The following is a 25,092-nucleotide window of genomic DNA, read 5'->3' as shown; positions in this document are numbered from 1 at the left end:
TGTCTAGCTATACACCGTCGCAGTAGCTCACGCACGGTGAAGTCCAAAAGTTCCCTGAGGGCGTAGCGGGGCCGGGCAGGACCGGCCCCGTGCCGTGCCTGTGCCGGGCTTGTCCTGCCTGGCTTGTCCTGCCGGACGCAGCGGCCGTCTGCTACTCGTAGACGTGTGGTGCCAGGGTGCCGACGAAGTCCAGGTTGCGGTACTTCTCGGCGTAGTCCAGTCCATAGCCCACCACAAACTCGTTGGGGATGTCGTAGCCGACGTACTTGACGTCGATCTGGACCTTCGCGGCGGTGGGCTTGCGGAATGCGGTGCAGATTTCCACCGAAGCGGTGCCACGGGATTCCAGGTTGGTCTTGAGCCAGGACAGGGTCAGGCCGGAATCAATGATGTCCTCGACGATCAGGACGTCCTTGCCCATGAGGTCCGTGTCCAGGTCCTTGAGGATACGGACCACGCCGGAGGACTGCGTGCCGGACCCGTAGGACGAGACAGCCATCCAGTCCATTGAAACGTGGCTGTGAAGGGCGCGGGCGAGGTCGGCCATGACCATCACAGCGCCCTTGAGCACGCCGACGATCAGCAGATCGCGGCCTTCGTAGTCCTTGTCGATCTGGGCAGCGAGTTCAGTGATCCGTAACTGGATCTGCTCCTTGGAGTACAGAACGTGCTTGAGATCTGACTGGACGTCGTTTGAATCCACCAATAACTCCTGTGTAGATGCGGGGTCGACTATATCTTGGGCGGTTTTTGAGGCCGGAATACAAGCTTCCCACAGCGGGCCGCCTCGCGGGGAACACCGCCGGGGCCGGACTGCCCCTCGGCGAGGAGCTGCGCGAGTGAGAGCCGGTAGACACTCACCCCGCCGGGAAGCTCCACGGGACCCGCTGATCCCTGCCGGCGGAGCAGTGCCTCCGCGGCGAGCAGTCGCTGGTAACTGGGCTGCTGGCCTCCGACGGCGGCCGCGGCCTTTGCGATGACCCGGAACCTGACGGCCGGCGCGAGCCCGCGCAGGGCCGCCTCCGGGAGGCTGATCGTGGCACCGGATTGTTCCCGCAGCTCAAGGAAGGTGTCATTCGCCACGTCCTCGAGGTAGTCGGCGTCCAGCTGCAGGATCGCGGCAGTCCGGGCGAGCGATTCCGCCACGCCCGGACCAAGCTTCTCCTCAAGCAGCGGCAGCACCTCGACGCGGGTCCGGGACCTTGCAAACGCCGGATCCGCGTTGCTCGGATCGTGCCACGGGTCCAGGCCCTCGGCCTCGCAGATCGCGAGGGTGTCGGCGCGGCGCAGCCCCAGGAACGGCCGCAGCAGGTGGCCGCGGGCGGGCCGCATCCCTGCCAGGGAACGCGTTCCCGAGCCGCGGGCAAGCCCCAGCAGCACCTGTTCGGCCTGGTCATCAAGGGTGTGGCCCAGCAGGATGGCCGTGGCACCGGCGTCGCCGGCGGCGGCTTCCAGGGCGGCGTGCCGGGCGTCCCGGGCAGCGGCCTCCGGACCGATCCCGGTGGAGGCGACCTCGACAGTCCTGACCTGCACGGGCGACAGGCCCAGTTCCCGCAAGGCCACCGCAGCAGCGGCGGCGACGTCGGCGGAACCCGGCTGCAACTGGTGGTCGACCACAACGGCGCCCACGGAGACGGGGTGGCCGTCCACGTGCCCGCGGCGGGCGAAGTAGGCGGCGACGGCGGCGAGGGCCAGCGAGTCGGGGCCGCCGCTGCAGGCGACCAGGATCCGTGCCGGGTAGCCCGCTCCGGCGAGCGCGTCCTGCAGCATTTTCCGTGCCGCGCCGACGACGGGCGCCAGTCGGCCGGGCCGGCGCCGGCCGCTGGAAACCTGACCGCTGGAAAGCCGTCCACTGGAAACGGGACTGGATGTCACGGGAACTAGTGCCCCATCCGTTCGAGCCAGAGCCTGGAGTTGTGGATTTCAGTCTCGCTGGGCAGGTGGTCTGCGGACTCCCAGACCTTGTTGAAACCCTCCATGCCGGCCACATCCACCACTTCACGGACAAACTTTGACCCGTCGCTGTACTGGCGCATCTTGGCATCCAGCCCGAGCAGGTTGCGGATGAATTTTTCGATCACGCCGCGGTCCGTGGCCCGGGTGTTGAAGCGCTGCCGGATGGTCTTCACGGACGGCACGATGCTCGCGTCCACCGCGTCCATCACCACGTTGGCGTGCCCTTCGAGCAGGCTCATCAGGGCGGTCAGGCGTGAGATCGCGGCCTTTTCCTCGGGGTTCTGCAGCAGGTCAAGGATGACGCCCCGGCTGGGGGCGGCGCCGGACGCGGTGCGGTCCTTGAGTGATTTCGCTGCGGCGGAGGCCCGTTCCATCAGGGAGTCGACGTTGCCGAGCAGCTGGCCGCTGAGGCTTTCGATCTCGTCCAGCATGTGGTGCCGGAGCCAGGGCGCGGCAGCGAACTGCACCCGGTGGGTCTGCTCATGCAGGCAGACCCAGAGCCGGAAATCCTCGGGTTCGACGTTGATTTCGCGCTCGACGGAGATGATGTTCGGCGCCACGAGGAGCAGGCGCCCGGCGGCGGGGGCGGTCGAGTTCTCGGCAAGGGCGGAGAAGGGGTCGTACTGGCCCAGGACCTTGCTGGAGAGGAACGCGAGGATGGCGCCGAGCTGGCTGCCCGTGATGGCCCCGCTGACGCTGGCCGCGCCGGGGTTCAGGGTGCCGCGGCGGCCCTCGGGCATCTTTTCCATCGCCGGTTTGAGCATCACGGCGAAGCTCTGTGTGTTGGCCTTGGACCAGGACGCCCGGTCCACCACCAGGACCGAGGAGTCGCGGAGGTCGCGGGCGGCTTCCAGGCCGGTGATGTCATGGACGTGCGGCACGGAAATGTCCGCCATCAGCCGCAGGTTGTCCACGGCGGCACCGATTTCCGCCGATCCCAGGGTGGGCCCGGCCGGTGTCAGCCGGGCGGCGGTGGAAGCGGCAAGCTCCCAGTTGATCAGGGCTTGGGCTGATGTCTCGCTGGCAGAGGACTCCATAGGCTCCATCAGATCACAGGGGACTGACAATCCGCCTTAAACCATCGCCGTCGTCCGGGCCATCCGCTGCTCCGTAACTGCCGTTTTGGGGGTTCTAAAGGGCGTTTACGGAGCAGTCGACGGTTCGACGGCTGCCGCAGGCGTCAGCGGCAGCCGCACCCGGCAAGGACGGAGGCGGTGCGGTCAAGCGCGGCCTTGTTCGCCGCCCCCGGGGTCAGGCCGTTGCCGATGAAGGAAAACACCAGGAGCCGTCCGTCCGCGTCGACGACGAAGCCGCTCAGGGCGATCACCGTGTTCAGCGTGCCGGTCTTGGCCCGGACCAGCCCCGCACCGCGCGCCGTCGCCGCGTCCACGTACCGGTCCCCCAGGGTTCCGGTGAGCCCGGCGACGGGGAACCCGGCCAGGGCGGCGCGCAGCCGGGTGTCCGTGCCGGAGGTGATGGCCCGGACCACTCCGGCAAGCTGGCGGGCGGAAACCTGGTTGGCCAGCGCCAGTCCCGAGACGTCCGCGGCGCGCAGGTTGGCGGCGGGGATGTCCAGGCCTTCCAGTTGCTGCAGCACTGCTGCCACGGCGCCCTCATTGCTGCCGGGCTTTCCGGACGCGAGCGCCGTCATGCGGCCGATCGTCTCGGCCAGGTAGTTGTCCGAGGTGCGCAGCAGCAGGTCCACCTGCTGGCCTACCGTGGCGGACTGGACCTCGGCCAGGACCCTAGTTCCGGCGCCGCCGGGCGCCCCTGCCGGGACCCGGACAACGCCGGGTGTCACTGTCATTCCGGCGGCGGCGGCCGCGGTGGAGAGCTGGGCGGAAAACGCCTCGGCGGCGCTCATCGCGGCGTCCTGGGGGCGGGGGCCCGTGGTCTTGGCGGGGTCGAAACGGGCCGAGTTCAGTGCCAGCGGGAACAGCGGCGCGACCTCGCCGGCGGCAACATCCTCCGGGCTCCAGGCCTGGTTCAGCGCGGGCCCGTTGAACAGTGAGTCGTCGAGGAGCACCGTCAAGGGGGCGGAGACGCCGTCGTCCTGCAGGGCCCGGACCGTTGACTGGGCCAGGGTGGCGAGCCCGGCGTGGCCCAGCACGGCATCGGGGACCGATTCGCCGGAGCCCAAGAGCACGTCCCCGCCGCCGGTGAGCACAACGGAGCCGGGGGCGGCCCCCGCCACGGTCTTGGTGTTGAAGCGGCGCTCCGGGCCGAGGGTGCGCAGGGCCGCGACGGCCGTGAACAGCTTCATGTTGGAGGCCGGCACACGGGCCGTGTCGCCGGACCGGTCGAAGAGCACCTCCCCGGTGAGGGCGTCCTGCACCACTCCGGTGAAGCTTCCGGCGTCGGTCTTCAGGGTTTCGTTGAGTTGGGCCGAGAGGGGATCCGCCGCCGGGACGGGAGCGGTGTCCGTGAGCGGTTCGATGCCGGCCGTGGCGCCGCCGGCGCCGATGCGGGGGGCCAGTGTGCCCGGGACCTGGTGCCAGGGCGGGGCGGTCTGCGCGGCGGTTCCGGAAGGGGCGGGGCCGAGGAAAGCCGGGGCGATGGCGATGCCGGCGGGGAGGGCGAGCGCCACGACCAGCAGGGTCTGCAGCAGCAGCGGGAGGCTCCGCCGCAACGGGCCGGGAGCCGGGTCCGCGCCCGGGCGGCTCGTTCTGCGTTTCATGCTGCTGCTGGTCCTTTAGTCCTGAAAATGTCCCCACTAGTTCCTGAAACCTGGGCCTCTCGCTATATCCTCAATAGTAGTCGGCGGCACCGGCACTGTTTTTTGTGGTTGTCACGGGTGCCGCGAACCCCCTGAATTCGTCGAGGAGCATTCCATGAAGCATGACGTGACCATCGAGATCCCCAAGGGATCACGCGTCAAGTACGAAGTCGACCACGAAACGGGCCGCGTCCGCCTGGACCGCGTCCTGTTCACCTCGATGCAGTACCCCACGCACTACGGCTTCTTCGAGAACACCCTGGGTGAAGACGGCGATCCGCTGGACGCCCTCGTGCTGTTGCAGGACTTCGACCTGCACCCCGGAGTCATCGTCGAGTCCCGCCCCATCGGCGTGTTCAACATGACCGACGACGGCGGCGGAGACGCCAAGGTGCTCTGCGTGCCGGCCGACGCCCGCTTCGATCACATCAACGAGATCAGCGACGTCAGCGAATACCTGATCAAGGAAATCGAGCACTTCTTCACCCGTTACAAGGACCTGGAGCCGGGCAAGTGGGTCAAGGCCGAGGGCTGGGGCGACCGTGCCGCCGCCGAGGCCGAGCTTGAGGCATCCATCAAGCGTTTCGTCCCGCACACGCACTAACCTCCCAGCTCCAACGCGGGGTCGCTTACCGCCCATCCGGCCGCCGGACATGGGCCGGAAGTGACCCCGCGTTGTTGTTTAAGGCGCGACGGCGGTTGTCAGTGCCGGGTCAGGAATGTGTGAAATCGTTGTCTCATGAATGACGTGCCTGCTTTTAGTCCTCCCTGCGGTCCGGTCACCGGATGGCATGACGGTGAAGTGGTGCGCGCCACCGGAATCCCCTACGCCACGGCGGGACGTTTCCAGCCCCCGGCCAGTCCGCCCGACTGGACCGAAGTCCTCGCCGCCACGTCCCTTTCGCCAGCGTGCCCGCAGGGCCCGGTGCCGTTCCTGGACGACATCCTCGGCACCCGCTATGGGGAGCTACCCGGCAGTGAGGACTGCCAGCGGCTCTCCATCACCATGCCGGCCGGCCTCGCAGGCAACGAACGCCTCCCCGTGATGGTGTGGCTCCATGGCGGGTCCTACACCTCCGGCTCCGGGGACCTGGCGATCTTCGACCCCAAGGCCCTCGTGGCAGAAAACCGGGTCATCGTGGTGTCGGTGACCTACCGTCTGGGCCTGTTCGGCTACCTCGCAACCGGCACGGGCCGGCCCGGGAACCTCGGCCTCCTGGACCAGCTGGAGGCCTTCCGCTGGGTGCAGCGCAACATCAGCGCCTTCGGCGGCGACCCGGGAAACGTCACGGCCTTCGGGCAGTCCGCCGGAGGCGACGCCGTCGCCCACCTCATGGCGACGCCGGAAGCCCCGGCCCTCTTCCAGCGCGCCATCATTCAAAGCGCACCCCTGGGCATCACCCGGGGAAGGGAAAAGATGAGCACCGCCATGGGCATCGCCGCGGAAACCGTCACCGAAGACACCCCGGCGATGGACGTTGTGGAAATCGAAGGGCACGTATCGCAGGTGGCCCGGAAGTTCGGGCTGATAGCTGCCATGCCGTTCGGCACCCAGTACGGGCACGCCCCCCTGCCGCCCGAATCCGGCATTGAGGACGCCTGGAACGCCACGGCCCCCGGGATCGACGTCCTGATCGGACACACGTCCGAGGAAGCCCGGATGTTCCTGCCGCGCAACCGCACCGTCAGCCGGCTGGCCACGGTCCCGGTAATCGGGACCGCCGTCGTCCGTGCCATCAACTGGGGCGTGACCGAGGCGGTGTACGGCAGGGCCGCCAGGAAATTCGCCCGGCGGCACGCCCGGGCCGGTGGCACGGCGTACAGCTACGTGCTGTCCTGGGCCGCGCCGGGAAACTTCTACGGCGCCGCGCACACCGTGGACCTGCCGCTGCTGTTCGGCAACGAAAGCACGTGGGCAGGAGCCGGGCTGCTCGCGGGCGCCAGCTGGGAGGAAATCAACGCCCCGGGCCGTGAACTCCGCGCCATTTGGGCCCGCTTTGCCTCCGGGAAGGGTCTGGACAGCCGCGGCGGGATTCCCGGCGCCCTCCGGTACCGCTCGGTCTGAGTCGAAGGAACGCTCACATGAACACGTCCCCGGCTACGCCCGGCAGGCCGCGGGTGTTGACCCTCGGCGTCGACCTCGCCGCCGCCACCAGAAAAACTGCTGCCGCCGTCCTCGAATGGAGCGGCGGCACCGCCCGTCTGGTGCACCTGGCCCTTGATGTCGGCGACGAGGAGATTGTGCGGCTCTTCGGCGCGAGCGACATGACCGGGATCGACTGCCCCGTGGGCTGGCCCGACGCCTTCCTGCCCTTCATTGCAGGGCACCTGGCCTTCGATGCGCACCCGGTCCTGGACCATGACGGGATCGAAGGCCGCCGGCTGCTGGCCTACCGGGACACCGACCGCTTCGTCACCGCCCGGACCGGGCTGATCCCGCTCAGTGTGTCCGCCGACCGGCTGGACGGGCTCCGGGGGCCGAGCCAGTCCGGCTGAGGCCGGCCGGCCGGGCGTCCGAATTCCGGCCTTCCGCGGGTCGCTCCGGCACCAGATTCAGCACCCCTGACCGCCGGTCAGCTGCGGCTGGGACTGTGCCGGGGCCCTGGGCCGGGGCGCTTGCCTGACTGCCTCCACCGGGTAGTGTGGATCCAGAATGTTCACGCTGACCATCAACCAAACCGACAGCCGGCGCGACGGCGACTGCGTGCCGCAGCTCCTCAAGGACCTGCGGCACATCCCGGCGCGCCTCGATTTCGACCGCTCCGTGGAGGACGAGGTCCAGGGCATCGTGGACAGCCCCCGGCAGGCCGTGGACGCGGCGATGATCGCCCTGCGGACCGGCAGTTGGTACGTCGGCATCGGCGTCGGGCCGGTCAATGAGCCCCTGCCGAACCAGATCAAGGACGCCTCCGGCCACGGGCTGATCTATGCCCGCCGGGCCGTCGACCGGCTGCGCAACGGCAAGGACCGGGTTCCGGTGGCCGTAGAGGGCCCGCTGGCTGACCTCGCCACGGAAGCCGAGGCCGTGCTGCGGCTCCTGGGGCACATCGTGCACGACCGCAGCCCTGCCGAATGGCGCGTGCTGGACCTGCTGACCCCGGGGGTGCGCGGACAGCAGAAGGCGGTGGCCGAGGAACTCGGCATCACCACCCAGGCTGTCAGCAAGGCTGTGGCGCGGGCCCAGTGGAATGAGGAGCACGCGGCGAGGCCCGCCGCGGCGCGGCTTCTGGGCCTCATTCTCGAGGTCCGCTGAGACCACGCCCGGCGTTGGCTAGAGCAGCAGGCTGCGCAGGACGTGCGCCGCACCGTCGTCGTAAACGGAGTGGGTGACCTCGTTCGCTGCGGCGATGACCTCCTCGGGCGCCTGGCCCATGGCGACACCGCGGGCGGCCCAGGTGAGCATCTCGATGTCATTGCGGCCGTCGCCGACGGCGACCGTGTGGTGCGCCTCGATGCTCAGCCGGGCGCGGAGGTGCTCGAGCGCACTCGCCTTGGTCACGCCGGCGGCGGCGATGTCCAGCCACGCCGTCCAGCCCACCGAGTAGGTCACGCCGGCCAGGCCGATGTGGCGGATGGCCGTGTTGAACTCCTCTGGGGTGTTCTCGGAACTGAAGACCACGACGCGCACTGCGGTAGCTTCCAGCATGGTCTGGAAGTCGACGCCGATGGCCTCCACGCCGAAGCTGGCGTCCTGGAAGCGCTCGGTGGAGAGGAAGTTGCCGTCCTCGTCCTCCAACGCGTACTTGGCCGACGGCAGCCGCTTCCGCAGGGCGCGGAGCGCGGGGCCGGGGTCGAACGTTGCCTTGTGCACGATCTCGTAGCCATCGGACAGGCTGGAATCCAGCCGCAGGGTGACGCCGCCGTTGGAGCACACGGCATAGCCGTTTTCGATGCCGATGTGCTCAATGATGGGCAGCGTCGCGTTAAGCGAGCGGCCGGTCGCGATGGTGACGTGGTGGCCCGCAGCCACAACGTCCTGGGCGGCTTCGCGGACGGGGACGGACATGTGGCCGTCATGGTCCACGAGGGTGCCGTCGACGTCGAGCGCGACCATCAGCTTGCGGGCTGTGGTGTTGTGGTTGTTCGGATTGTTCTCTCGCCGGTCATCGTTGCCGGCGACTGAGGTTTCAGTCAATGTTGTCATCCAATAAGTAGAGCAGACACCCCCGACAGCCGCTAGGACGCAGGGCACAGCGCGCGGTGAATCCGGGGTGAACAGCTGTTGACGCCCTTGCGGCTGCGGCTCAGATAACCGGGAAGACGGTCATGCCGCCGAGGTACTTCTGCAGTGCCTGCGGGATGTTGACGGAACCGTCCGGGTTCTGGTGGTGCTCCAGGATGGCCACGATCCAGCGGGTGGTGGCCAGGGTGCCGTTGAGCGTGGCGACCGCACGGGTGCCCTTGGGTGCACCGTCCTCGTTCAGTACACGTTCGCGGATGTTAAGCCGGCGCGCCTGGAATGTGGTGCAGTTGGACGTCGAGGTCAGCTCGCGGTAGGCGCCCTGCGTCGGAACCCAGGCCTCGCAGTCGAACTTGCGGGCTGCGGAGTTGCCGAGGTCTCCGGCAGCGGTGTCAATCACCCGGTACGGCAGTTCGCACTTGGCCAGCATCTCTTCTTCCCATGCCAGCAGCCGGGCGTGCTCAGCCGCAGCCTCCTCAACCGTGGTGTAGATGAACATCTCCACTTTGTTGAACTGGTGGACACGGATGATGCCGCGGGTGTCCTTGCCGTGCGAGCCGGCCTCGCGGCGGTAGCAGGAGCTCTGCCCGGCGTAGCGGATCGGGCCGGCGGAGAGGTCCAGGATCTCGTCCGCGTGGTAGCCGGCCAAGGCCACCTCCGAGGTGCCCACGAGGTACAGGTCGTCCTCGGCAAGCCGGTAGATCTCGGCGTCGTGCTTGACGTCGAAACCGGTGCCCTGCATGGTTTCCGGGCGCACCAGGGTCGGGGTGATCATCGGCACGAAGCCGGCGTCGATCGCCTGCTCCATGGCCATCTGCAGGAGCGCCATTTCCAGCCGGGCTCCGGCGCCGCGCAGGAAGTAGAAGCGTGAACCGGACACCTTGGCGCCGCGCTCCATGTCGATGGCGCCGATCAGCTCACCGATTTCCAGGTGGTCCTTGGGCTCGAAATCGGGGAATTCGCGGGGGGTGCCGACGGTCTTGACCACGATGTAGTCGTCTTCGCCGCCCTCGGGGACACCGTCCTCGATGAGATTGGGAATGCCGCGCAACAGTTCCTCGTGTTCGGCCTGCGCCACGTCGGCTTCGGCGGAGGCGGCCTTGACCTCTCCGGCGAGGACCTTGACCTCTGCCAGCAGGGCCTGCTTCTCCTCGCCCTTGGCCTGCGCCACCTTCTTGCCGAACGCATTCTGCTCGGCCCTCAGGTTTTCAAAGCGGATCAGAGCGGCACGCCGGGCCGAGTCCGCGGAGATGATCGCGTCCACCACGGATTCATCGGCGCCGCGGGCGCGCTGGCTGGCCCGGAACTTGTCCGGATTTTCGCTGAGGTCTTTTACGTCGATCACCTGACAAGAGTATCCAATCCGGCCAGCATTACCGGGCACTCGTCGGGCAATCCGGTCTCCGGCCAGCGGCGGGATAGTGTTGGAGCACAATGCGCGACTGGCTGCTGTACCTCGTCATCGCTGGAGTCCTGGCGTTTGCCGTCTCCAGCTGGTGGGGAGTGCGCAAGCTCAAGGCCAGGCACACCCGCAGCGCCGTGTGGGAGGAAACGCACAGCCCGGGCCTTGGCCAGCAGAAAGTGGCCGTGGTGATGAACCCGATCAAGTCCCGGTCGGACGAGGCCCGCACCCTGATCGAGAAGGCGTGCGCCGCGGCCGGTTGGGCACCGCCGCGGTTTTTCGACACCACCGCCGAGGACCCCGGGTTCTCGCAGGCGCGTGCCGCCGTCGAGTACGGGGCGGACGTCGTACTCGTGGGCGGCGGTGACGGCACCGTACGGGTGGTGGCGGACATCCTCGCCGGCACCGACACCGCCATGGGCCTGATCCCGCTGGGCACCGGCAACCTGCTGGCCCGCAACATCCACCTTGACGTGGGCGACCTGAACGGAAGCATCGAAACCGCACTGTTCGGGCACCAGCGCTTCATCGATACGGCGCGGATGAGGGTGGAGAACTCCCGCACCAACGCGTCAGCGGAGCACACATTCCTGGTCATTGCCGGTATTGGCATGGACGCCGAGGTGGTGGGCGACACCAATGACGGGCTCAAGAAGGCAGTGGGCTGGCTCGCCTACACCGAAGCGGGGGTGCGGCACCTCCCCGGCCGCCGGAAGAAGGTCTCCATAGCGCTGGACGACCAGCCGGAGCAAAGCCGGAAGATCCGCAGCGTCCTGTTCGCGAACTGCGGCCTGATTCCCGGCGGGATCGACTTCATCCCGCAGGCCATGATTGATGACGGAATGCTCGACGTTGTGGTCATGAGCCCGCGCAGCGCGATCGGCTGGCTGGCGATGTACTGGAAGATCGTGCTGAAGCACAAGAGAAACCTGCCGGTGATGACGTATTACCGCTCCGGAAAAATCACCATCCGCTGTGCGGAGCCGATGCCCACACAGGTCGACGGCGATCCGACCGGCCAGGCCACAAAGGTCACCGTGCAGGTTGCCCCCGGCTCGCTGCTCGTCCGGGTCAAGGACGGCACCGCGGGAGACTAGGCGCTGGCTTCCTTCTTCGCGGCTTCCTTATCCGCGGCGGTTTTCTTCGCTTCCGCGGCCGCCTTGGCGGCGCGCGCTTCAGACTGCTCGCGGATCATTGCCTGCTCCTCTTCGAAGCGCAGCCGGTCCGCACGGTCGGCGTCGTCGCCGTCCCAGTCCTGGTTGTCAGCGGTCGGCTTGGGATTCACGATCATTCCCTGGCCGTCATTTTCAAGGCTGGTATCTGCCATGACCTGCTCCCTCGGTAGAGGACTTCCCCAATATGGATCAGGCAAGCATACGCACAGTTTCAGAGGGGCGGAAGTGCCTCATGTGGCATTTGTCTACGCTGTGGGCGAAGCCTTGGCCGTATATTCCGGCACCACAGATGCTCCGGACAGTATGTCTTTGACCCAGGCGTGCGCCGCGCGGAACGCCTGGTCCGAGGTGTGCGGCTCCACGCTGGTCCGGTGCCCGTCGGCGCGTCCGTAGGAACCCAGGAAGCGGGTGGCCGGGCTGATCCGATGCAGGCCGGCCAGGGCATCCGCCACCCGGGCGTCGGCCACATGGCCGTCGGCGTCGATGCTGAAGAAGTAGTGGCCCAGGTACTGGCCCGTGGGCCGTGACTCGATCCGGCTGAGGTTCACGCCGCGGGTGGCGAACTGGTCGAGGATCTCCATGAGGGCGCCGGGGCGGTCTTCCGGCAGCGGAACCACCACGGTGGTCTTGTCCGCGCCGGTGGGCTCCGGCAGCTGGCCGGGCCGGCCGACCAGCACAAAGCGCGTGACCGCCCCCGGGTTGTCGCCGATGTTCTCCGCCAGCACGCTGAGCCCGGGCTGCTCGGCGGCCACGATCGGGGCGCAGATTGCCGCATCGTAGTGGATGTCGCCTTCCAGCAGCCCCATGGCCGCCGCGGCTGTGGAGGATCCCGGGATATATTCCGCGTTCGGAATGTTTTTCTCGGCCCAGAGACGGCATTGTGCCCAGGCATGGCCGTGGGTGGAGATCCGGCGGATGTCTTCGATCCGGGTCCCGGGCCGGGCCACCAGCACGAAGCTGATCGGCACGAGGGCTTCGCGCAGGATACGCAGTTCCTGTCCGGTGGCGATCGCATCCAGGGTTGCGGTGACGCCGCCCTCCACGGAGTTCTCGATCGGCACCATGGCCGCGTCCGCCGAGCCGTCGCGGACCTTGTCCAGCGCCGCGTTGACGTTCGACGACGGAACGCGGATGGCCTCCGCCGCATCGGGAACCTGCATCAGGGCTGCCTCGGTGAAGGTGCCCGCGGGTCCGAGGAAGGTATACGTGACAGGTGCTGCGGGCATGGGCGTTTCTCTCTTCAACTACAGGATGACGGGCTTGAGTCCGTTGTCGGACACCAGCGGCATGCCGGTTTCCAGCCACTGGTCCATGCCGCCGGCCACGTTCAGGGCGGTATACCCCTGTCCGGAAAGCCACTGGGCGGCGCGGAAGGAACGGCCGCCGGTGCGGCAGATGACGTAGAGGTCCTCGTCGGGATCGAGGTCATCGAGCCGGGCCGGGAGGTGGTCCAACGGGATGTGGAGCGCACCGGCGGCGTGGCCTGCGACCCACTCGTAGTCTTCGCGGACGTCGAGGATGCTGGCCCCTTCGGGGATGTCGGACACGGTCACGGTGTCAAAGTCGCTCATGGTCGTCCTTCCGCAAAATGCATGGTCTGCCTCCAGCGTATCGCCAGCCGCCGGTGCCGCACCCTTACCCGGCAGCAGGTTACGCTTCTGGGATGGCGCACAGGAGACCCCCGGCAGCTGACCGACGCGCGATTCCGGCGGCCCGCACCCTCCCCGCCCACCGGACATGCCCTCCTCCGGCGGCCACCACTGGGCACAATCCCACCATGTCCACCCGCCCGCGCCACCACTGGACATGTCCCCCGGAGAGCCCCACCCCCGCCAGCGGGACATGCCCTCCTCCGGCGGCCACCACTGGGCACAATCCCACCATGTCCACCCGCCCGCATCAGGACTGGGCATGTCCCCCGGAGGGCCCCACCCCCGCCAGCGGGACATGCCCTCCCCCGGCCGCCACCACTGGGCACAATCCCACCATGTCCACCCGCCCGCACCACCACTGGACATGTCCCACAGGGGAACCGCGGGGGCGGCGCCGGCGTGGCTGAAATCCATGAGCTCTCCGCCGTGGAGCTCCGCGATGCCTTGCGCTCCGGCGAGCTGTCGTCCCGGCAGGCCACAGGGCATTTCCTGGACCGCATTGCCGCTGAGAACCGGCACCTTGGCGCCTTCATCACCGTCACCGCGGAGCAGGCCCTGCTGGACGCGGCCGGAGTAGACGAGGCCCGCGCCCGCGCCGCCCGGGACAAGACCGAACCGGCGCTGCTGCACGGCATGCCGGTGGCCTTCAAGGACCTGACGGACGTCGCCGGGGTCTTGACCACCCACGGCAGCGCCGCCCTGGACCACAAACCCGCACTGGTCGACGGAGCCCTCGTCGCCACGCTTAAACGGGCCGGCGTGGTCTCGCTGGGCAAGACCCAGGTTCCGGAGTTCGGACTGACGGCGTACAGCGAGAACCGGATCGCGCCGCCCTCCCGGAACCCGTATGCCCTCAGCCGCAGCTCGGGAGGATCCTCCGGCGGCAGCGCCGCGGCGGTGGCCGCCGGCTTGATTCCCTTCGCGCCCGGGTCCGACGGCGGCGGTTCGGTCCGCATCCCGGCCGCGGCCTGCGGGCTCGTGGGCCTGAAGCCGGGCCGCGGCCTGGTCCCCGCGGGCGAAAGCACCGGCGATCCCGCGGGCCTGGTCGTGTCCGGGCCGCTCGCCAGGTCCGCGGCGGACGCTGCCTTGCTGCTCGATGCGCTGGTGCCGGGCCCACCCGACACCGGTGGGCCCGCAGCCCCCTCCCCCAGCTACCTTGAACTGGCCGCCCAGGATCCGCCCAAGCTGCGGATAGGGGTGAGCCTGGAGAGCCCGTGGCAGACGATCTTCCCCTTCACCCCGGCCCCCGAAGCCCTCGACGCACTCGCCGAAGGCATCCGGCTGCTGGAGGCGGCCGGCCACGAAACCGCGGATGCCTCCATCCGCTACGACAACCGCTACCCGGACGCCTTCACGACGGCCTGGACCGCCGCCGTCGGGGACGCCCGGATCGCTCCCCAGCGCGAGGCGCTCCTGACGCCGCTGACCCGCACGTTCAGGCGCCGCGCGCAGCAGCGCGGGCCCGCGAAACGCGCCGAATCCCTCAGCTTCCTGCGCCAGTTCCAGCGTGACACCATCGCCCAGTACGCCGTCTGGGACGTGATGCTCATGCCCGCACTGGCCCAGACGCCCCGTCCGGTGGGCTGGTTCACCGGGGCGGCCCATGGCGACGGCTACTGGCCGGCGGCGGAATGGACCGGGGATGCCGACGGCGACTACCGCAAGCAGTGCGAGTACGCGCCCTGGTCGTCCATGGTGAACGTGTGCGGGCTGCCCGCGATCAGCGTTCCGGTGTTCTGGACCGGCGGGGCGAAGGGTGCGGGGCTGCCGATGGGCATCCAGCTGGTCGGGCCGATGGGTTCCGAGGCTCTGCTGCTGCAACTTGCGGCGCAGCTGGGGTTCTAGCCCCACGGCCCGCGGGCCGTCGGTGGATTCGCGGGACGGTGCCGATACGGTTTAGCTGAGCAAGGTCGGGACATGACCCGTCCGGAAACCACACGAGAGGGATCGATGAAGATCACCGGTGCAGTACTTGAGGAAATCGGCCGCCCCCGTCCGTTCGCGGACTCCAGGCCCATCACCATCTCCGAGCTGGAACTGGAGGGACCCGGCCCCACCGAGATCCTGGTGAAGATCGAGGCCGCCGGCATCTGCCACTCGGACCTGAGCGTGGTGGACGGCAATCGGGTCCGCCCGGTACCGATGCTGCTGGGGCATGAGGCTGCGGGCCGCGTCGTCGAGGTCGGCTCGGACGTTTTGGACCTGGCGCCGGGCCAGCGCGTGGTGATGTCGTTCCTGCCGCGCTGCGAACGGTGCGTGAACTGCGCCGAAGACGGCCGGCTCCCCTGCACCGCGGGTTCCAAGAGCAACGGCGAAGGAACCCTCCTGCACGGATCGATGCGCCTGGGCCGCGGCGGCGAAATGATCTACCACCACCTGGGCGTCTCCGGCTTCGCCACCCATGCCGTGGTGGACCGTGCCTCGGCCGTGCCGGTGGACGATGACATCCCGGCGGACGTCGCCGCCGTCCTCGGCTGCGCCGTGCTGACCGGAGGCGGTGCCGTGCTGAACGCGGCCCGGCCCAGGCCGCAGGACAGCGTCATGATCGTGGGACTCGGCGGCGTCGGTATGGCCGCGCTGATCACGGCGGTCTCCCAGGGGGTCTCGCGGATCGTTGCCGTGGACACGCTCGACGAAAAACTCGAACATGCCCGCCGCCTGGGCGCCCACGAAACCTACACCCCGCAGCAGGTCCTGGCGGAGGGCGTCAAGGCCAGGTACGTGATCGAATGCGCCGGGAACCCGCGCGCCTTCGAAACCGCCTTCGCCGCCACTGCGGTGGGCGGCACCACGATCACCGCGGGCCTGCCGCACCCGGACGCGCGGGCCCAGATCTCGCCGTTGACCATCACTGCCGAGGCCCGGACGATCGTCGGCAGCTATCTCGGCTCCGCAGTGCCGGCTCGAGACATCCCGAAGTACGCGCAGCTGTGGCGGGAGGGAAAACTGCCGGTCGAGGAGCTGATCTCGTCCCGCATCGCCCTGGCGGACATCAACCAGGCCATGGACCAGCTCGCCGACGGGAAAGCGGTCCGCCAGGTCATTATGTTCGACGCCGGCCAGGCCGGCGCGGGGGCGGAAACCGAGGGCAAAACACCCGGCGAATGACTTGCCCCGCGGCGCCGCGAATGTGACAATTGCGCGTCACACTGTCAGCATTAAGTAAATGAGCACTACTCATTTATCCGATCCCCCCGTTACAACGCCGGGCGATACGTCCTTTCTTGGCCACCCAAAGATGCTGGCCAGCCTCTTCTCCGTAGAGATGTGGGAGCGCTTCTCCTTCTACGGCATGCAGGGCATCCTGCTCTACTACATGTACTTCACGGCCGCCGAGGGCGGCCTGGGGATTGAGCAGGGCCTGGCTGCCGGCCTCGTCGGCGCCTACGGCGGCGGCGTCTACCTCTCCACCATCCTGGGCGCCTGGCTCGCGGACCGGCTCTTCGGCTCCGAAAAGGTGCTTTTTGGCTCCGCCGTCCTGATCATGGCCGGCCACATCGCCCTGGCCCTGGTGCCGGGTATTCCCGGGCTGATCGCCGGCCTGGTGCTGGTCGGCGTCGGCTCCGGCGGGCTGAAGGCCAACGCCACCGCCCTCGTGGGAAGCCTCTACCGGGAGAAGGACGAACGCCGCGATGCCGGATTCTCCATCTTCTACATGGGCATCAACGCGGGCGCACTGATCGGCCCGCTGGTCACCGGCTGGCTGCAGGAAAGCCAGGGGTTCCACTGGGGCTTCGGCGCGGCCGCCGTCGGCATGGCAGTGGGCCTGGTCATCTACGCTCCGGGCCGCAAGAACCTGCCGGAGGAGGCGCACCGGGTGCACAACCCGCTGCCCGCCGCCGAGCGCACCAAGTACGGCCTGCGCTTCGCCGGCATCGCCGCCGTGATCGCCGTGCTGCTGGCCACCGGCATCGTGAATGCCGAAAACCTGGCCCTGTCCATGGCCTATGCGGCAATCGGCGCCTCCGTGCTCTACTTCGCCCTGATCTTCAGCAGCAAGAAGGTCAACGGCACTGAACGCCGCCGGGTGGCAGCATTCATCCCGCTGTACATCGCCTCGGCCGCCTTCTGGGCGCTCTTCCAGCAGCAGTTCACCTTCATCGCGGTGTACTCGGAGGAGAAGCTGGACCGGAACCTGTTCGGCTGGGAAATGCCGGCCGCCTGGGTCCAGTCCATCAACCCGGTGTTCATCATCATCTTCGCCGGCGTCCTGGCTGCGCTCTGGACCCGTCTGGGCCGCAAGCAGCCCGGTTCGGCGCTGAAGTTCTCGATCGGCCTCTTTGTGATGGGCCTGGCGTTCCTGGCGTTCATCCCGCTGGCCGGGGACGGCAAGACCCCGCTGCTGGCACTGGTCGGGATCCTGTTCCTGTTCACCCTCGCGGAACTGTTCCTGTCCCCCATCGGCCTGTCCGTGACCACCAAGCTGGCTCCCGAGGCCTTCCGCACCCAGATGGTGGCGCTGTTCTTCTTGTCCGTCTCGCTGGGCACCACTCTGGCCGGCATCCTGTCCGGCCTGTACAACCCGGAGGACGAGCTGCCGTACTTCATCGGCATCGGCGGCACCGCGATGCTCCTGGCCGTTGGCCTGGCCGCGGCCTCCCCGGCGATCAAGAAGCTCATGGGCGGCGTACGCTGACCCGATGAGCTCCAGGCACCGCGCGCCGATTGAGTCCCGCGTCTACGTCCCCGCCGCCGGCGAGGCGTCCGACGTCGAACTCATGCCGGCGGGCGATGTCACCGACGGTGTGGTGCGGGTCGGCGGGACCATCCGCCGCCCGCACCAGCCGCAGTCACTGGCCGTCGCCGCGTATCTCGACTGGCTGGAAGACGCCGGTTTCGTCGGATCCCCGCGGTTCCTGGGCCGGGACGCTGAAGGCCGGGACGTGCTGACTTTCCTGCCCGGGCAGTGCGCCGGTCCGGTCCCGGAGGCGTGGGTCGAGTCCGAGGAGCTCCTGGCCTCCGTGGCGCAGCTCCTGCGCCGGCTGCACGGGGCCTCGGCCGGGTTCGTGCCGGACGGGCACCCCTTCCCGCCGCGCCCGGTCCGCCAGGATCCGGCGGAGCTCGTCTGCCACCTGGACGTCCCCCCGCAGAACGTCGTGGTCCGGGACGGCCTCGCCGCCGGTCTGGTGGACTTCGACCTCGCCGGCCCGACGACGGCCTTCAACGATTCCTTCAACACCGCCATGCACTGGGTTCCGCTCCGGGACCCGGCCGATGGGTGGCCGGGATGGGAGGCGACGGACCCGTTCCGGCGGCTCCGGATCTTCGCCGACGCCTACGGCTGGGATGCCGGGGAACGACGCCGGCTGCCGGCCTTCGGGATCGAGGCCACGGCGCTGAGCTACGAGCGGATGGAACACAACGCGCGCGCACTCGGCGGCGGCTGGGCCCGGATGTGGGACGACGGCGTCGGCGGCCAGATCCGGCGCCGCGGCGACTGGCTCCAGGCCAACGCCGGACGGCTGGTCGCGGCTCTTACGGGATAATCTAGGCCCCGTAGCGCATACGGGTGGAGGTGCCGATGGCCAGACCCAGCGCGATGATCACGATAACCAGGATGGTCAGCGCAATCCCCACATAACCCAATACCAGGCCAGCTATCGCCATGCCCCTGCCCGACGGCTCGCGCCTGAGGGCAAGGTGGCCGAGGATGACCGCCGCCAGCTGCGGCAAGAGGAAGATGCCCAGCCCCACGAAGGCGGCGATGCCGCAGCACATGCTGGCGATGCTCAGGCCCTTGGGTTCCGGCGGAACACCATAGTAGGCCGGCTGGCCATAGGCATTGAACGGGCCGCCCGGCTGGCCATATTGTGGCGGCGCACCATACGGCTGCTGCCCGTACTGCTGCTGGCCTCCGGCACCGGGCGCCTGCTGCGGTGCTGTGCCATATGGCGTGGCGTACGGCTCCGTGGGCGGGCTGTAATCGGCGGCCGGCGGGCGGTACTGCTCGCCGGACTCCTGCCCAGGAATGAACGACGGCGGCTGGTAGCCCTCCGGAGTCTCGTCTTTCTCCGGTTTCGGCTGGTCAGTCATGGTTTTCCCCCTCTGGAAGTCTCTCGGTTCAGCCTACCGCCGTCCCGTTGCGATGGGCAGGATATTTCTTCCGTCACAGGGGCCGTAATCATGTTGCCTTCCCCGCCGGTCTGGCATGCTGGTGCCATGGCTAGCCGCGCGGGCACTGTTGCCCAACCCCAAGACCTTGTTGATCTCACTGCGCTCCTGGATGCGTACTACGACGTTTCCCCGGATCTTGGCGACCCCGGCCAGCGGGTGGCCTTCGGCACTTCCGGGCACCGGGGCTCGAGCCTGAAAGCCTCCTTCAACGAACCCCACATCCTGGCCATCACCCAGGCGATCGTGGAGTACCGGGCGGGCCAGGGCATCACCGGGCCGCTGTACCTCGCCAAAGACACCCACGCCCTGAGCGAACCGGCCCAGAATTCCGCCCTGGAGGTCCTCGCGGCCAACGGCGTCAATGTGCTGATCGACGCCCGCCACGGTTACACGCCCACTCCCTCGCTGAGCCACGCCATCCTGACGCACAACAACAACTCCCCCGCCGGGGCGCCGCAGGCAGACGGCATTGTGGTGACCCCCAGCCACAACCCGCCCGGCGACGGCGGCTTCAAGTACAACCCCCCGCACGGCGGCCCCGCTGATACGGACGCCACCGGCTGGATCGCCAACCGCGCCAACGAACTGCTGGAAAACGGCCTGCGCGGCGTCAAGCGGATTCCCATCGCCGAGGCGCTCAGCGCCGGCACCACGGGCAAGTTCGACTTCCTCAGCAGCTACGTGGACGACCTCCCCTCCGTCCTGGACCTCAACGCCATCCGCGAGGCAGGCGTCCGGATCGGCGCCGACCCGATGGGCGGCGCTTCGGTGGACTACTGGGGCGAGATCGGTGAACGCCACCACCTGAACCTCACGGTGGTCAACCCCACCGTCGATCCGCAGTGGGCCTTCATGACGCTCGACTGGGACGAGAAAATCCGGATGGACTGCTCCTCGCCGTCGGCGATGGCCTCGCTGATCAACCGGATGGCTGTTGGTGCGGACGGGTCCGCAGCCTTCGACATTGCCACCGGCAACGACGCCGACGCCGACCGGCACGGCATCGTCACACCTTTTGTTGACGGACAAGGCGGGCTGATGAACCCGAACCACTACCTCGCCGTCGCCATCGACTACCTGTACCGGCACCGGACGGGCTGGAACCCGAAGTCGGTGATCGGCAAGACCCTGGTTTCCTCGTCCATCATCGACCGCGTGGCCGAAAGCCTGGGCCGCAAGCTGGTTGAGGTGCCGGTCGGATTCAAATGGTTCGTTCCCGGGCTGCTGTCCGGTGAAGGGGCTTTCGGCGGCGAGGAATCTGCCGGCGCTTCGTTCAACAAGATGGACGGCAGCGTATGGACCACCGACAAGGACGGCATCCTGCTGGCGCTGCTGGCGTCTGAGATCACGGCGGTCACGGGCAAGTCGCCGTCGCAGCTGTACAAGGGCCTCACCGACCAGTTCGGCGACCCGGTTTACGCGCGGATCGACGCAGCGGCGACCCGGGAGCAGAAGGCCGCCCTGGGCAAGTTGTCGCCGTCGGACGTCACTGCCACGGAACTGGCCGGGGAAACCATCACCGCCAAACTGACCGAAGCGCCGGGCAACGGTGCCGCGATCGGCGGGCTCAAGGTCGTCACCGAGAACGCCTGGTTCGCGGCCCGCCCCTCAGGCACCGAGGACGTCTACAAAATATACGCCGAGTCCTTCAAGGGGGCCGAACACCTCAAGCAGGTCCAGGCCGAGGCCAAGGCGCTGGTGGACGGCGTCATTTCCTAGCGGCCACGCTCAGGCCGGGTCTTCCTCGACCCCTGCGAGCACGGAACGGTCCCGGCCCAGGGTCTTGGCGCGGTAGAGGGCAGCGTCCGCGGAGGCGATCATGGCGTCCAGGTCCACGCGGCCGGGCGCCGTCGAGGCGATGCCATAGCTGGAGGTAGGCAGGCGCGGGATCACCGACGACGCCGAGGCCTGCAGCTTCGCACTGATGTCGGCGGCGATTTCCCCGGCCCGTTCGGGTGTCACGCCCGGCAGGAGGATGATGAATTCCTCGCCGCCGTAGCGGCCGACGAGGTCACTGGAGCGAACCGTGGACGTGCAGGCGTCCGCGAACGCCTGCAGAGCGGCGTCGCCGGCCGAGTGGCCGGACTCGTCGTTGATGGCCTTAAAGTGGTCCAGATCCGCCAGGATCAGCGACGCCGCGGCCCTGGCCCGGCTGAGGCGGCACAGTTCGTCCTCGGCGAGGTCCAGGAAGGCCGCACGGTTCAGCAGCCCCGTCAGCCCGTCCACCGTGGCCCGGGCGCGGAGGTCCTGGGTCTGTTGCTCGTAGCTCAGCTCCGCCATCGTGAAGGACGCCACCACCATGATCACGGCGGAGAAGACCGTCATCGTGACGGATCCAAAGACGGTCAGGAACACGGGCCCGTCGCGCCCTTCGAGAACAAAGGCGGCAAATCGGCCCAGATAGAAGGCGGCCAGGATGCCGGAGCCAACGGCCAACGTCAGGTGCACGCGCGAGAAGTGCCGGTCCAGCAGGAACAGTTCCCGGCAGCCGAGCCCGATCAGGAGGCCCATGAACCCAAGATAGGCCGGGCCGCCGGACCACACATTGGTGGCCGGCTGGTCCAGCACCGATGCCACGGCGGTGATGCCGGGCCCGGCGGCGAGGTACCAGATCTTGGGAACCGTGGTCCGCAGCGAACGGGCTCCCGCCCAGATGCTCGCCGCGCCCGCCACGAGAAACACGTTTCCGAGCGGGTTGGACCAGACCTGGTGTGGCGTGCCGTCCAGCAGGTAGGCCGCATTGCCGGACAGGAACAGCAGCAGTGCCAGGCACCACCAGCCGCTGTAGGCCGACCGCGTCCGGCGGAAAGTGATGAAATAGAAAAGCAGCAGCAGGGTCAGGTCGACCACCGCCAAAGCGACCCGCAGGGTTGCGGTGTCAAGCATCATGTAGTGGCCCCCCAGGTCCGCTCGCAATAGCCCGAATTGCGTCGACTACGCGCCGCAGGTGACCTTAGTATCGCACCCCGCGGCAGAAAGTGTGACCACGGTCTCGAATACGAGTCCCGGGCCGGGACAGGCCCGGTCGAAGCCCGCGGCCCCTGTGTTTACGGCCTCAAAGCGGACTAAACTGGGAAGCGGCCCCGGATGCGGCCGTGCGCTCAACCGCAGAATTGCGTCCCGAGTGCCTCCGGCCTGTCCCCCATGGCGCCGGAGGCACCTCCGCGTGAAAATGGCGCCGGAGGCACCTCCGTGTCAGCGAAGCAATGCCGTTAGACCGTGCGGACGACGTCCTCGTAGGCGAACTTCGGCTTCGCCGCACCCCAGGCGTCGGCAGCGGGCCGGCCGATGTTGACCACGAGGAAGCTCTTCTGGCTGCCGTCGGGGAAGAATGCCTGATCGATCGCGGTGAAATCCGCACCCGTCATGGGTCCGGCGGAAAAGCCGAGGGAGCGGACGGCGAGGATGAAGTAGCCGGCCTGCAGGTGGGCGTTGTTGTTGCCGGTGGCCGCGGCGAGGTCCGGGGCGGCGTCGTACATGGCTTTGGGCGCGTTGTAGCCGGGCAGGAAGTTATCCCACTGTTCCTGCCAGGATGTGTCGTAGCTGAGGACGGCGACGAGCGGTGCGGAGGCGGTTTTTGCGCGGTTGCCGTTGGCGAGGGTTTCGACCAGGGTGGCGCGGGCTTCCGCGGACCGGACGTAGGTCACGCGCAGCGGCTGCGAGTTGAACGCGGTGGGGCCGAACTTGGTGAGTTCGTAGATGGCCCGGGCCTGCTCGTCGGTGACCTCGCCCGTGAAGGTGTTGGCGGTGCGGGCCTCGGCAAAGATGGCGTCCACTGCGGCGGCGTCGATTACTGCTTCGTCATGGGCGATGGTCATGAGCATCCCTTTCGCTGGGCGTACCCGCCGGGGCGGCGGCCACTCGTTACTGTCTATGGTTGCAACTTCAACTTGTGTCCCCTGCTTCCCGTAACGCCCCGTGACGTCCGGCACAGGGGCGCCGCCCGCGAAGCATGCCGGAAACACCGGCGCGGTAAAGTTGCTCCGGAAGATTCCTTCCCGCCCGCCACACATTCTCTGAAAGGCCCCCGGCAATGAGCATGCTCGGAACCAAATGGAAGCTCCACGGCAACGGCAAATCGATCCGCCCGGGCGAGGTCGTGAAGCCGGATGAGCGTCTTGCGTGGCCGCTGACCATTGGCATCGGAATGCAGCACGTTGTCGCCATGTTCGGCGCGACCTTCCTGGTCCCCATCATCACGGGCATGCCGCCGGCCACCACCCTTTTCTTCTCCGGCATCGGAACCCTCCTGTTCCTGGTCATCACCAAGGGCCAGGTGCCGAGCTACCTTGGATCCAGCTTCGCGTTCATCGCGCCGATCATGGCCTCGCAGCAGCAGTACGGCGTCGCCGGCGCCCTCGGCGGCGTAGTGCTGGCCGGCGTCGGGCTGGCGATCATCGGTGCGGTGGTGCAGAAGTTCGGCGCCGGTTGGATCAACCGGCTGATGCCGCCCATCGTCACGGGCGCCATCGTGGGGCTGATCGGCCTCAACCTCGCCCCCGCAGCGAAGAACAACTTCGACGCGGCCCCGATCACCGCCCTCATCACTCTGGCCACGATCATCGTGGTCAGCGTCTTCTTCCGCGGCATCCTGGGCCGGCTGAGCATCCTGGTCGGGGTCGTGCTTGGCTACTTCGTGGCGATGATCCGCGGCGAGGTGGACTTCTCCAAGATGGGCTCCGCCGCCTGGGTGGGGCTGCCGTTCTTCCAGACCCCCGAATTCCACCTCGGCGTCGTTGGCCTCTTCGTGCCGGTGGTTCTGGTGCTCGTGGCGGAGAATATCGGCCACGTGAAATCCGTGTCAGCCATGACCGGCCAGAACCTCGACGGCGTCTCCGGGCGCGCGTTGATGGCCGACGGTGCGGCCACGGTGCTTGCCGGCCTGGGCGGCGGCTCCGGCACCACCACCTACGCGGAAAACATCGGCGTCATGGCTGCCACCAAGGTCTATTCGACGGCGGCCTACTGGGTGGCCGGTGTCTTCGCCGTGGTGCTGAGCTTCTCGCCGAAGTTCGGCGAACTCATCGCCACCGTCCCGGCCGGCGTGCTGGGCGGCGCGGCGACGATGCTCTACGGCATGATCGGCGTCCTGGGCGTCAAGATCTGGGTGCAGAACAAGGTGAACTTCTCCAACCCGATCAACCTGACAACGGCCGCCGTCGCGCTTATTGTCGGCATCGCCGACTACACCTGGACCATCGGCGACCTGAAGTTCACCGGCATCGCCCTCGGCTCCGCCGCGGCCCTGGTGATCTACCACGGCATGAAGGCGATCGCGAAGGCCCGGGGCACCGTTGCCGAGCCGGAAACGGAAGGCGTCGCAGCCGCGGCCACGTCCGCCGTGACGCGCGCCACGAAAAAACGCCGCTAAGGCTAAATCCGTCCGCTGGACTTACTGGGGATGCTTTTGCCGGCGCTGAGACAGGCCTCCGCAAACTCCGCGGTCGAGTTATCCACATAGCCTGTTTCCGGTCGACTGGTTGTCGCGGACCCTCGATATTCTGGGTTTATGGAAGGTTCGGGCTGGATTGCGGAGGGCTGGGAGGCTCTGGCGGCTGTCACGACGTTTGCCGCAGCGATGGACTCCGTTACCGCTGTCGGCGCTGATCACGAGGATCCCTCGGGCACTGATCGCGGGGGTCCGTCCGTGGCCGGTGTCGGCCGGGGTGCTGGTCCGTTGGGGGACGATCCGTTGCGGGAGCTGGCCGATGATTGCCTGGACGGGCTGGCAGAGGTCGCCCGGTGGGAGGCGCGGGCCGCGTCGTTAAAGGTGCGGCTGGGCGCGACCTATCTGCGGGCCACCGATGCCATGGCGGCCCCGGCGGTGGCACCGCATGACGCTAAGTGCCAGGAGATGGCGGTGACGGCGGAGGTCGCGTGTGTCCTGACGGTGAGCG

22 protein-coding genes and 2 pseudogenes are annotated in these 25,092 nt (G+C 68.2%); 12 read left to right on the top strand and 12 right to left on the bottom strand.

Features of this window, described 5'->3' with window-relative positions; genetic code table 11:
• Window positions 1-151 precede the first annotated feature (151 nt).
• The 4 genes from hpt to dacB all read right to left on the bottom strand — a co-directional run bounded on the left by hpt (window position 152) and on the right by dacB (window position 4,633).
• The gene (gene hpt, locus ACZY0Y_RS08715) at window positions 152-703 is read right to left on the bottom strand and encodes a hypoxanthine phosphoribosyltransferase (protein WP_463882946.1); all 552 of its coding nucleotides are present in this window, start codon (window positions 701-703) and stop codon (window positions 152-154) included.
• 29 nt (window positions 704-732) lie between these two features.
• A complete protein-coding gene (gene tilS, locus ACZY0Y_RS08710) occupies window positions 733-1,770 on the bottom strand; it encodes a tRNA lysidine(34) synthetase TilS (RefSeq protein WP_463882944.1) in 1,038 nt (345 codons plus the stop codon).
• 110 nt (window positions 1,771-1,880) lie between these two features.
• Window positions 1,881-2,993, bottom strand: coding sequence for a zinc-dependent metalloprotease (locus tag ACZY0Y_RS08705; RefSeq protein WP_463957477.1), 1,113 nt, complete (start codon window positions 2,991-2,993; stop codon window positions 1,881-1,883).
• A gap of 143 nt (window positions 2,994-3,136) precedes the next feature.
• On the bottom strand, window positions 3,137-4,633 hold the full coding sequence (dacB, locus tag ACZY0Y_RS08700; protein WP_463957475.1) for a D-alanyl-D-alanine carboxypeptidase/D-alanyl-D-alanine endopeptidase: 1,497 nt from the start codon (window positions 4,631-4,633) through the stop codon (window positions 3,137-3,139).
• A gap of 154 nt (window positions 4,634-4,787) precedes the next feature.
• Here dacB and ACZY0Y_RS08695 point away from each other — a divergent pair, with 154 nt between their 5' ends.
• From ACZY0Y_RS08695 to ACZY0Y_RS08680, 4 genes and pseudogenes are all read left to right on the top strand, one after another.
• Window positions 4,788-5,276 (top strand): inorganic diphosphatase, encoded by a 489-nt coding sequence (locus ACZY0Y_RS08695; protein ID WP_024366620.1) that lies wholly within the window; start codon window positions 4,788-4,790, stop codon window positions 5,274-5,276.
• Window positions 5,277-5,411: 135 nt separating this feature from the next.
• Window positions 5,412-6,737 (top strand): carboxylesterase family protein, encoded by a 1,326-nt coding sequence (locus ACZY0Y_RS08690; protein ID WP_463957474.1) that lies wholly within the window; start codon window positions 5,412-5,414, stop codon window positions 6,735-6,737.
• 53 nt (window positions 6,738-6,790) lie between these two features.
• Window positions 6,791-7,135, top strand: a pseudogene (locus tag ACZY0Y_RS08685) (DUF429 domain-containing protein); the annotation flags it as partial.
• 190 nt (window positions 7,136-7,325) lie between these two features.
• Entirely contained in the window at window positions 7,326-7,925 is a 600-nt protein-coding gene (locus ACZY0Y_RS08680; RefSeq protein ID WP_463957472.1) for a MarR family transcriptional regulator, read from the top strand.
• A gap of 18 nt (window positions 7,926-7,943) precedes the next feature.
• On the opposite strand, the gene ACZY0Y_RS08675 is transcribed toward ACZY0Y_RS08680, so the two are convergent.
• Together ACZY0Y_RS08675 and serS are read right to left on the bottom strand one after the other, a co-directional pair.
• Window positions 7,944-8,816, bottom strand: coding sequence for an HAD family hydrolase (locus ACZY0Y_RS08675; RefSeq protein ID WP_463957470.1), 873 nt, complete (start codon window positions 8,814-8,816; stop codon window positions 7,944-7,946).
• 100 nt (window positions 8,817-8,916) lie between these two features.
• Window positions 8,917-10,197, bottom strand: coding sequence for a serine--tRNA ligase (serS, locus tag ACZY0Y_RS08670; RefSeq protein WP_463882935.1), 1,281 nt, complete (start codon window positions 10,195-10,197; stop codon window positions 8,917-8,919).
• A gap of 89 nt (window positions 10,198-10,286) precedes the next feature.
• Here serS and ACZY0Y_RS08665 point away from each other — a divergent pair, with 89 nt between their 5' ends.
• Window positions 10,287-11,351 carry a diacylglycerol/lipid kinase family protein gene (locus ACZY0Y_RS08665; RefSeq protein WP_463957468.1) on the top strand — a complete coding sequence of 355 codons (1,065 nt, stop codon included), beginning with the start codon at window positions 10,287-10,289 and terminating at the stop codon, window positions 11,349-11,351.
• Here the strand turns inward: ACZY0Y_RS08665 and ACZY0Y_RS08660 are convergent.
• The 3 genes from ACZY0Y_RS08660 to ACZY0Y_RS08650 all read right to left on the bottom strand — a co-directional run bounded on the left by ACZY0Y_RS08660 (window position 11,348) and on the right by ACZY0Y_RS08650 (window position 13,000).
• Window positions 11,348-11,581, bottom strand: a complete 234-nt coding sequence (locus ACZY0Y_RS08660; protein WP_463882933.1) for a hypothetical protein — start codon at window positions 11,579-11,581, stop codon at window positions 11,348-11,350. The two genes, ACZY0Y_RS08665 and ACZY0Y_RS08660, sit on opposite strands and share 4 nt — an antisense overlap.
• Before the next feature lie 93 nt (window positions 11,582-11,674).
• Window positions 11,675-12,655, bottom strand: a complete 981-nt coding sequence (gene pheA / locus ACZY0Y_RS08655) for a prephenate dehydratase (RefSeq protein ID WP_463957466.1) — start codon at window positions 12,653-12,655, stop codon at window positions 11,675-11,677.
• Between the two features lie 18 nt (window positions 12,656-12,673).
• Window positions 12,674-13,000, bottom strand: a complete 327-nt coding sequence (locus ACZY0Y_RS08650) for a rhodanese-like domain-containing protein (protein ID WP_463882931.1) — start codon at window positions 12,998-13,000, stop codon at window positions 12,674-12,676.
• A 480-nt stretch (window positions 13,001-13,480) separates the two neighbouring features.
• On the opposite strand from ACZY0Y_RS08650, the gene ACZY0Y_RS08645 reads away from it, so the two are divergent.
• The 4 genes from ACZY0Y_RS08645 (at window position 13,481) to ACZY0Y_RS08630 (ending at window position 18,567) form a co-directional block, all read left to right on the top strand.
• A complete protein-coding gene (locus ACZY0Y_RS08645) occupies window positions 13,481-14,926 on the top strand; it encodes an amidase (RefSeq protein ID WP_463957464.1) in 1,446 nt (481 codons plus the stop codon).
• 105 nt (window positions 14,927-15,031) lie between these two features.
• Complete coding sequence (locus ACZY0Y_RS08640; RefSeq protein WP_463957529.1) at window positions 15,032-16,189, top strand: alcohol dehydrogenase catalytic domain-containing protein; 1,158 nt, start codon at window positions 15,032-15,034, stop codon at window positions 16,187-16,189.
• 58 nt (window positions 16,190-16,247) lie between these two features.
• Window positions 16,248-17,717, top strand: a complete 1,470-nt coding sequence (locus tag ACZY0Y_RS08635; RefSeq protein ID WP_463882928.1) for a peptide MFS transporter — start codon at window positions 16,248-16,250, stop codon at window positions 17,715-17,717.
• 4 nt (window positions 17,718-17,721) lie between these two features.
• On the top strand, window positions 17,722-18,567 hold the full coding sequence (locus tag ACZY0Y_RS08630; protein WP_463957463.1) for an aminoglycoside phosphotransferase/kinase family protein: 846 nt from the start codon (window positions 17,722-17,724) through the stop codon (window positions 18,565-18,567).
• A gap of 1 nt (window position 18,568) precedes the next feature.
• On the opposite strand, the gene ACZY0Y_RS08625 is transcribed toward ACZY0Y_RS08630, so the two are convergent.
• A complete protein-coding gene (locus ACZY0Y_RS08625) occupies window positions 18,569-19,114 on the bottom strand; it encodes a DUF4190 domain-containing protein (protein WP_463957461.1) in 546 nt (181 codons plus the stop codon).
• Between the two features lie 126 nt (window positions 19,115-19,240).
• Here ACZY0Y_RS08625 and pgm point away from each other — a divergent pair, with 126 nt between their 5' ends.
• On the top strand, window positions 19,241-20,914 hold the full coding sequence (pgm, locus tag ACZY0Y_RS08620; protein ID WP_463882924.1) for a phosphoglucomutase (alpha-D-glucose-1,6-bisphosphate-dependent): 1,674 nt from the start codon (window positions 19,241-19,243) through the stop codon (window positions 20,912-20,914).
• A gap of 9 nt (window positions 20,915-20,923) precedes the next feature.
• Here pgm and ACZY0Y_RS08615 read toward each other — a convergent pair whose 3' ends face one another.
• Window positions 20,924-22,084 carry a GGDEF domain-containing protein gene (locus tag ACZY0Y_RS08615; RefSeq protein ID WP_463957459.1) on the bottom strand — a complete coding sequence of 387 codons (1,161 nt, stop codon included), beginning with the start codon at window positions 22,082-22,084 and terminating at the stop codon, window positions 20,924-20,926.
• Between the two features lie 323 nt (window positions 22,085-22,407).
• Window positions 22,408-23,013 (bottom strand): malonic semialdehyde reductase, encoded by a 606-nt coding sequence (locus tag ACZY0Y_RS08610; protein ID WP_160668482.1) that lies wholly within the window; start codon window positions 23,011-23,013, stop codon window positions 22,408-22,410.
• A 215-nt stretch (window positions 23,014-23,228) separates the two neighbouring features.
• Between ACZY0Y_RS08610 and ACZY0Y_RS08605 the strand changes: the two genes are divergently transcribed.
• Window positions 23,229-24,566: a uracil-xanthine permease family protein gene (locus tag ACZY0Y_RS08605; protein WP_463957457.1), complete on the top strand. Its 1,338-nt coding sequence runs from the start codon at window positions 23,229-23,231 to the stop codon at window positions 24,564-24,566.
• A 138-nt stretch (window positions 24,567-24,704) separates the two neighbouring features.
• Window positions 24,705-25,092: pseudogene (locus tag ACZY0Y_RS08600) on the top strand (HNH endonuclease signature motif containing protein); the annotation flags it as partial.

The organism is Pseudarthrobacter kochi, from assembly GCF_055412805.1.
Note: the sequence above shows the minus strand (reverse complement) of the source record. Positions and strands in the feature narration are given on the sequence as shown.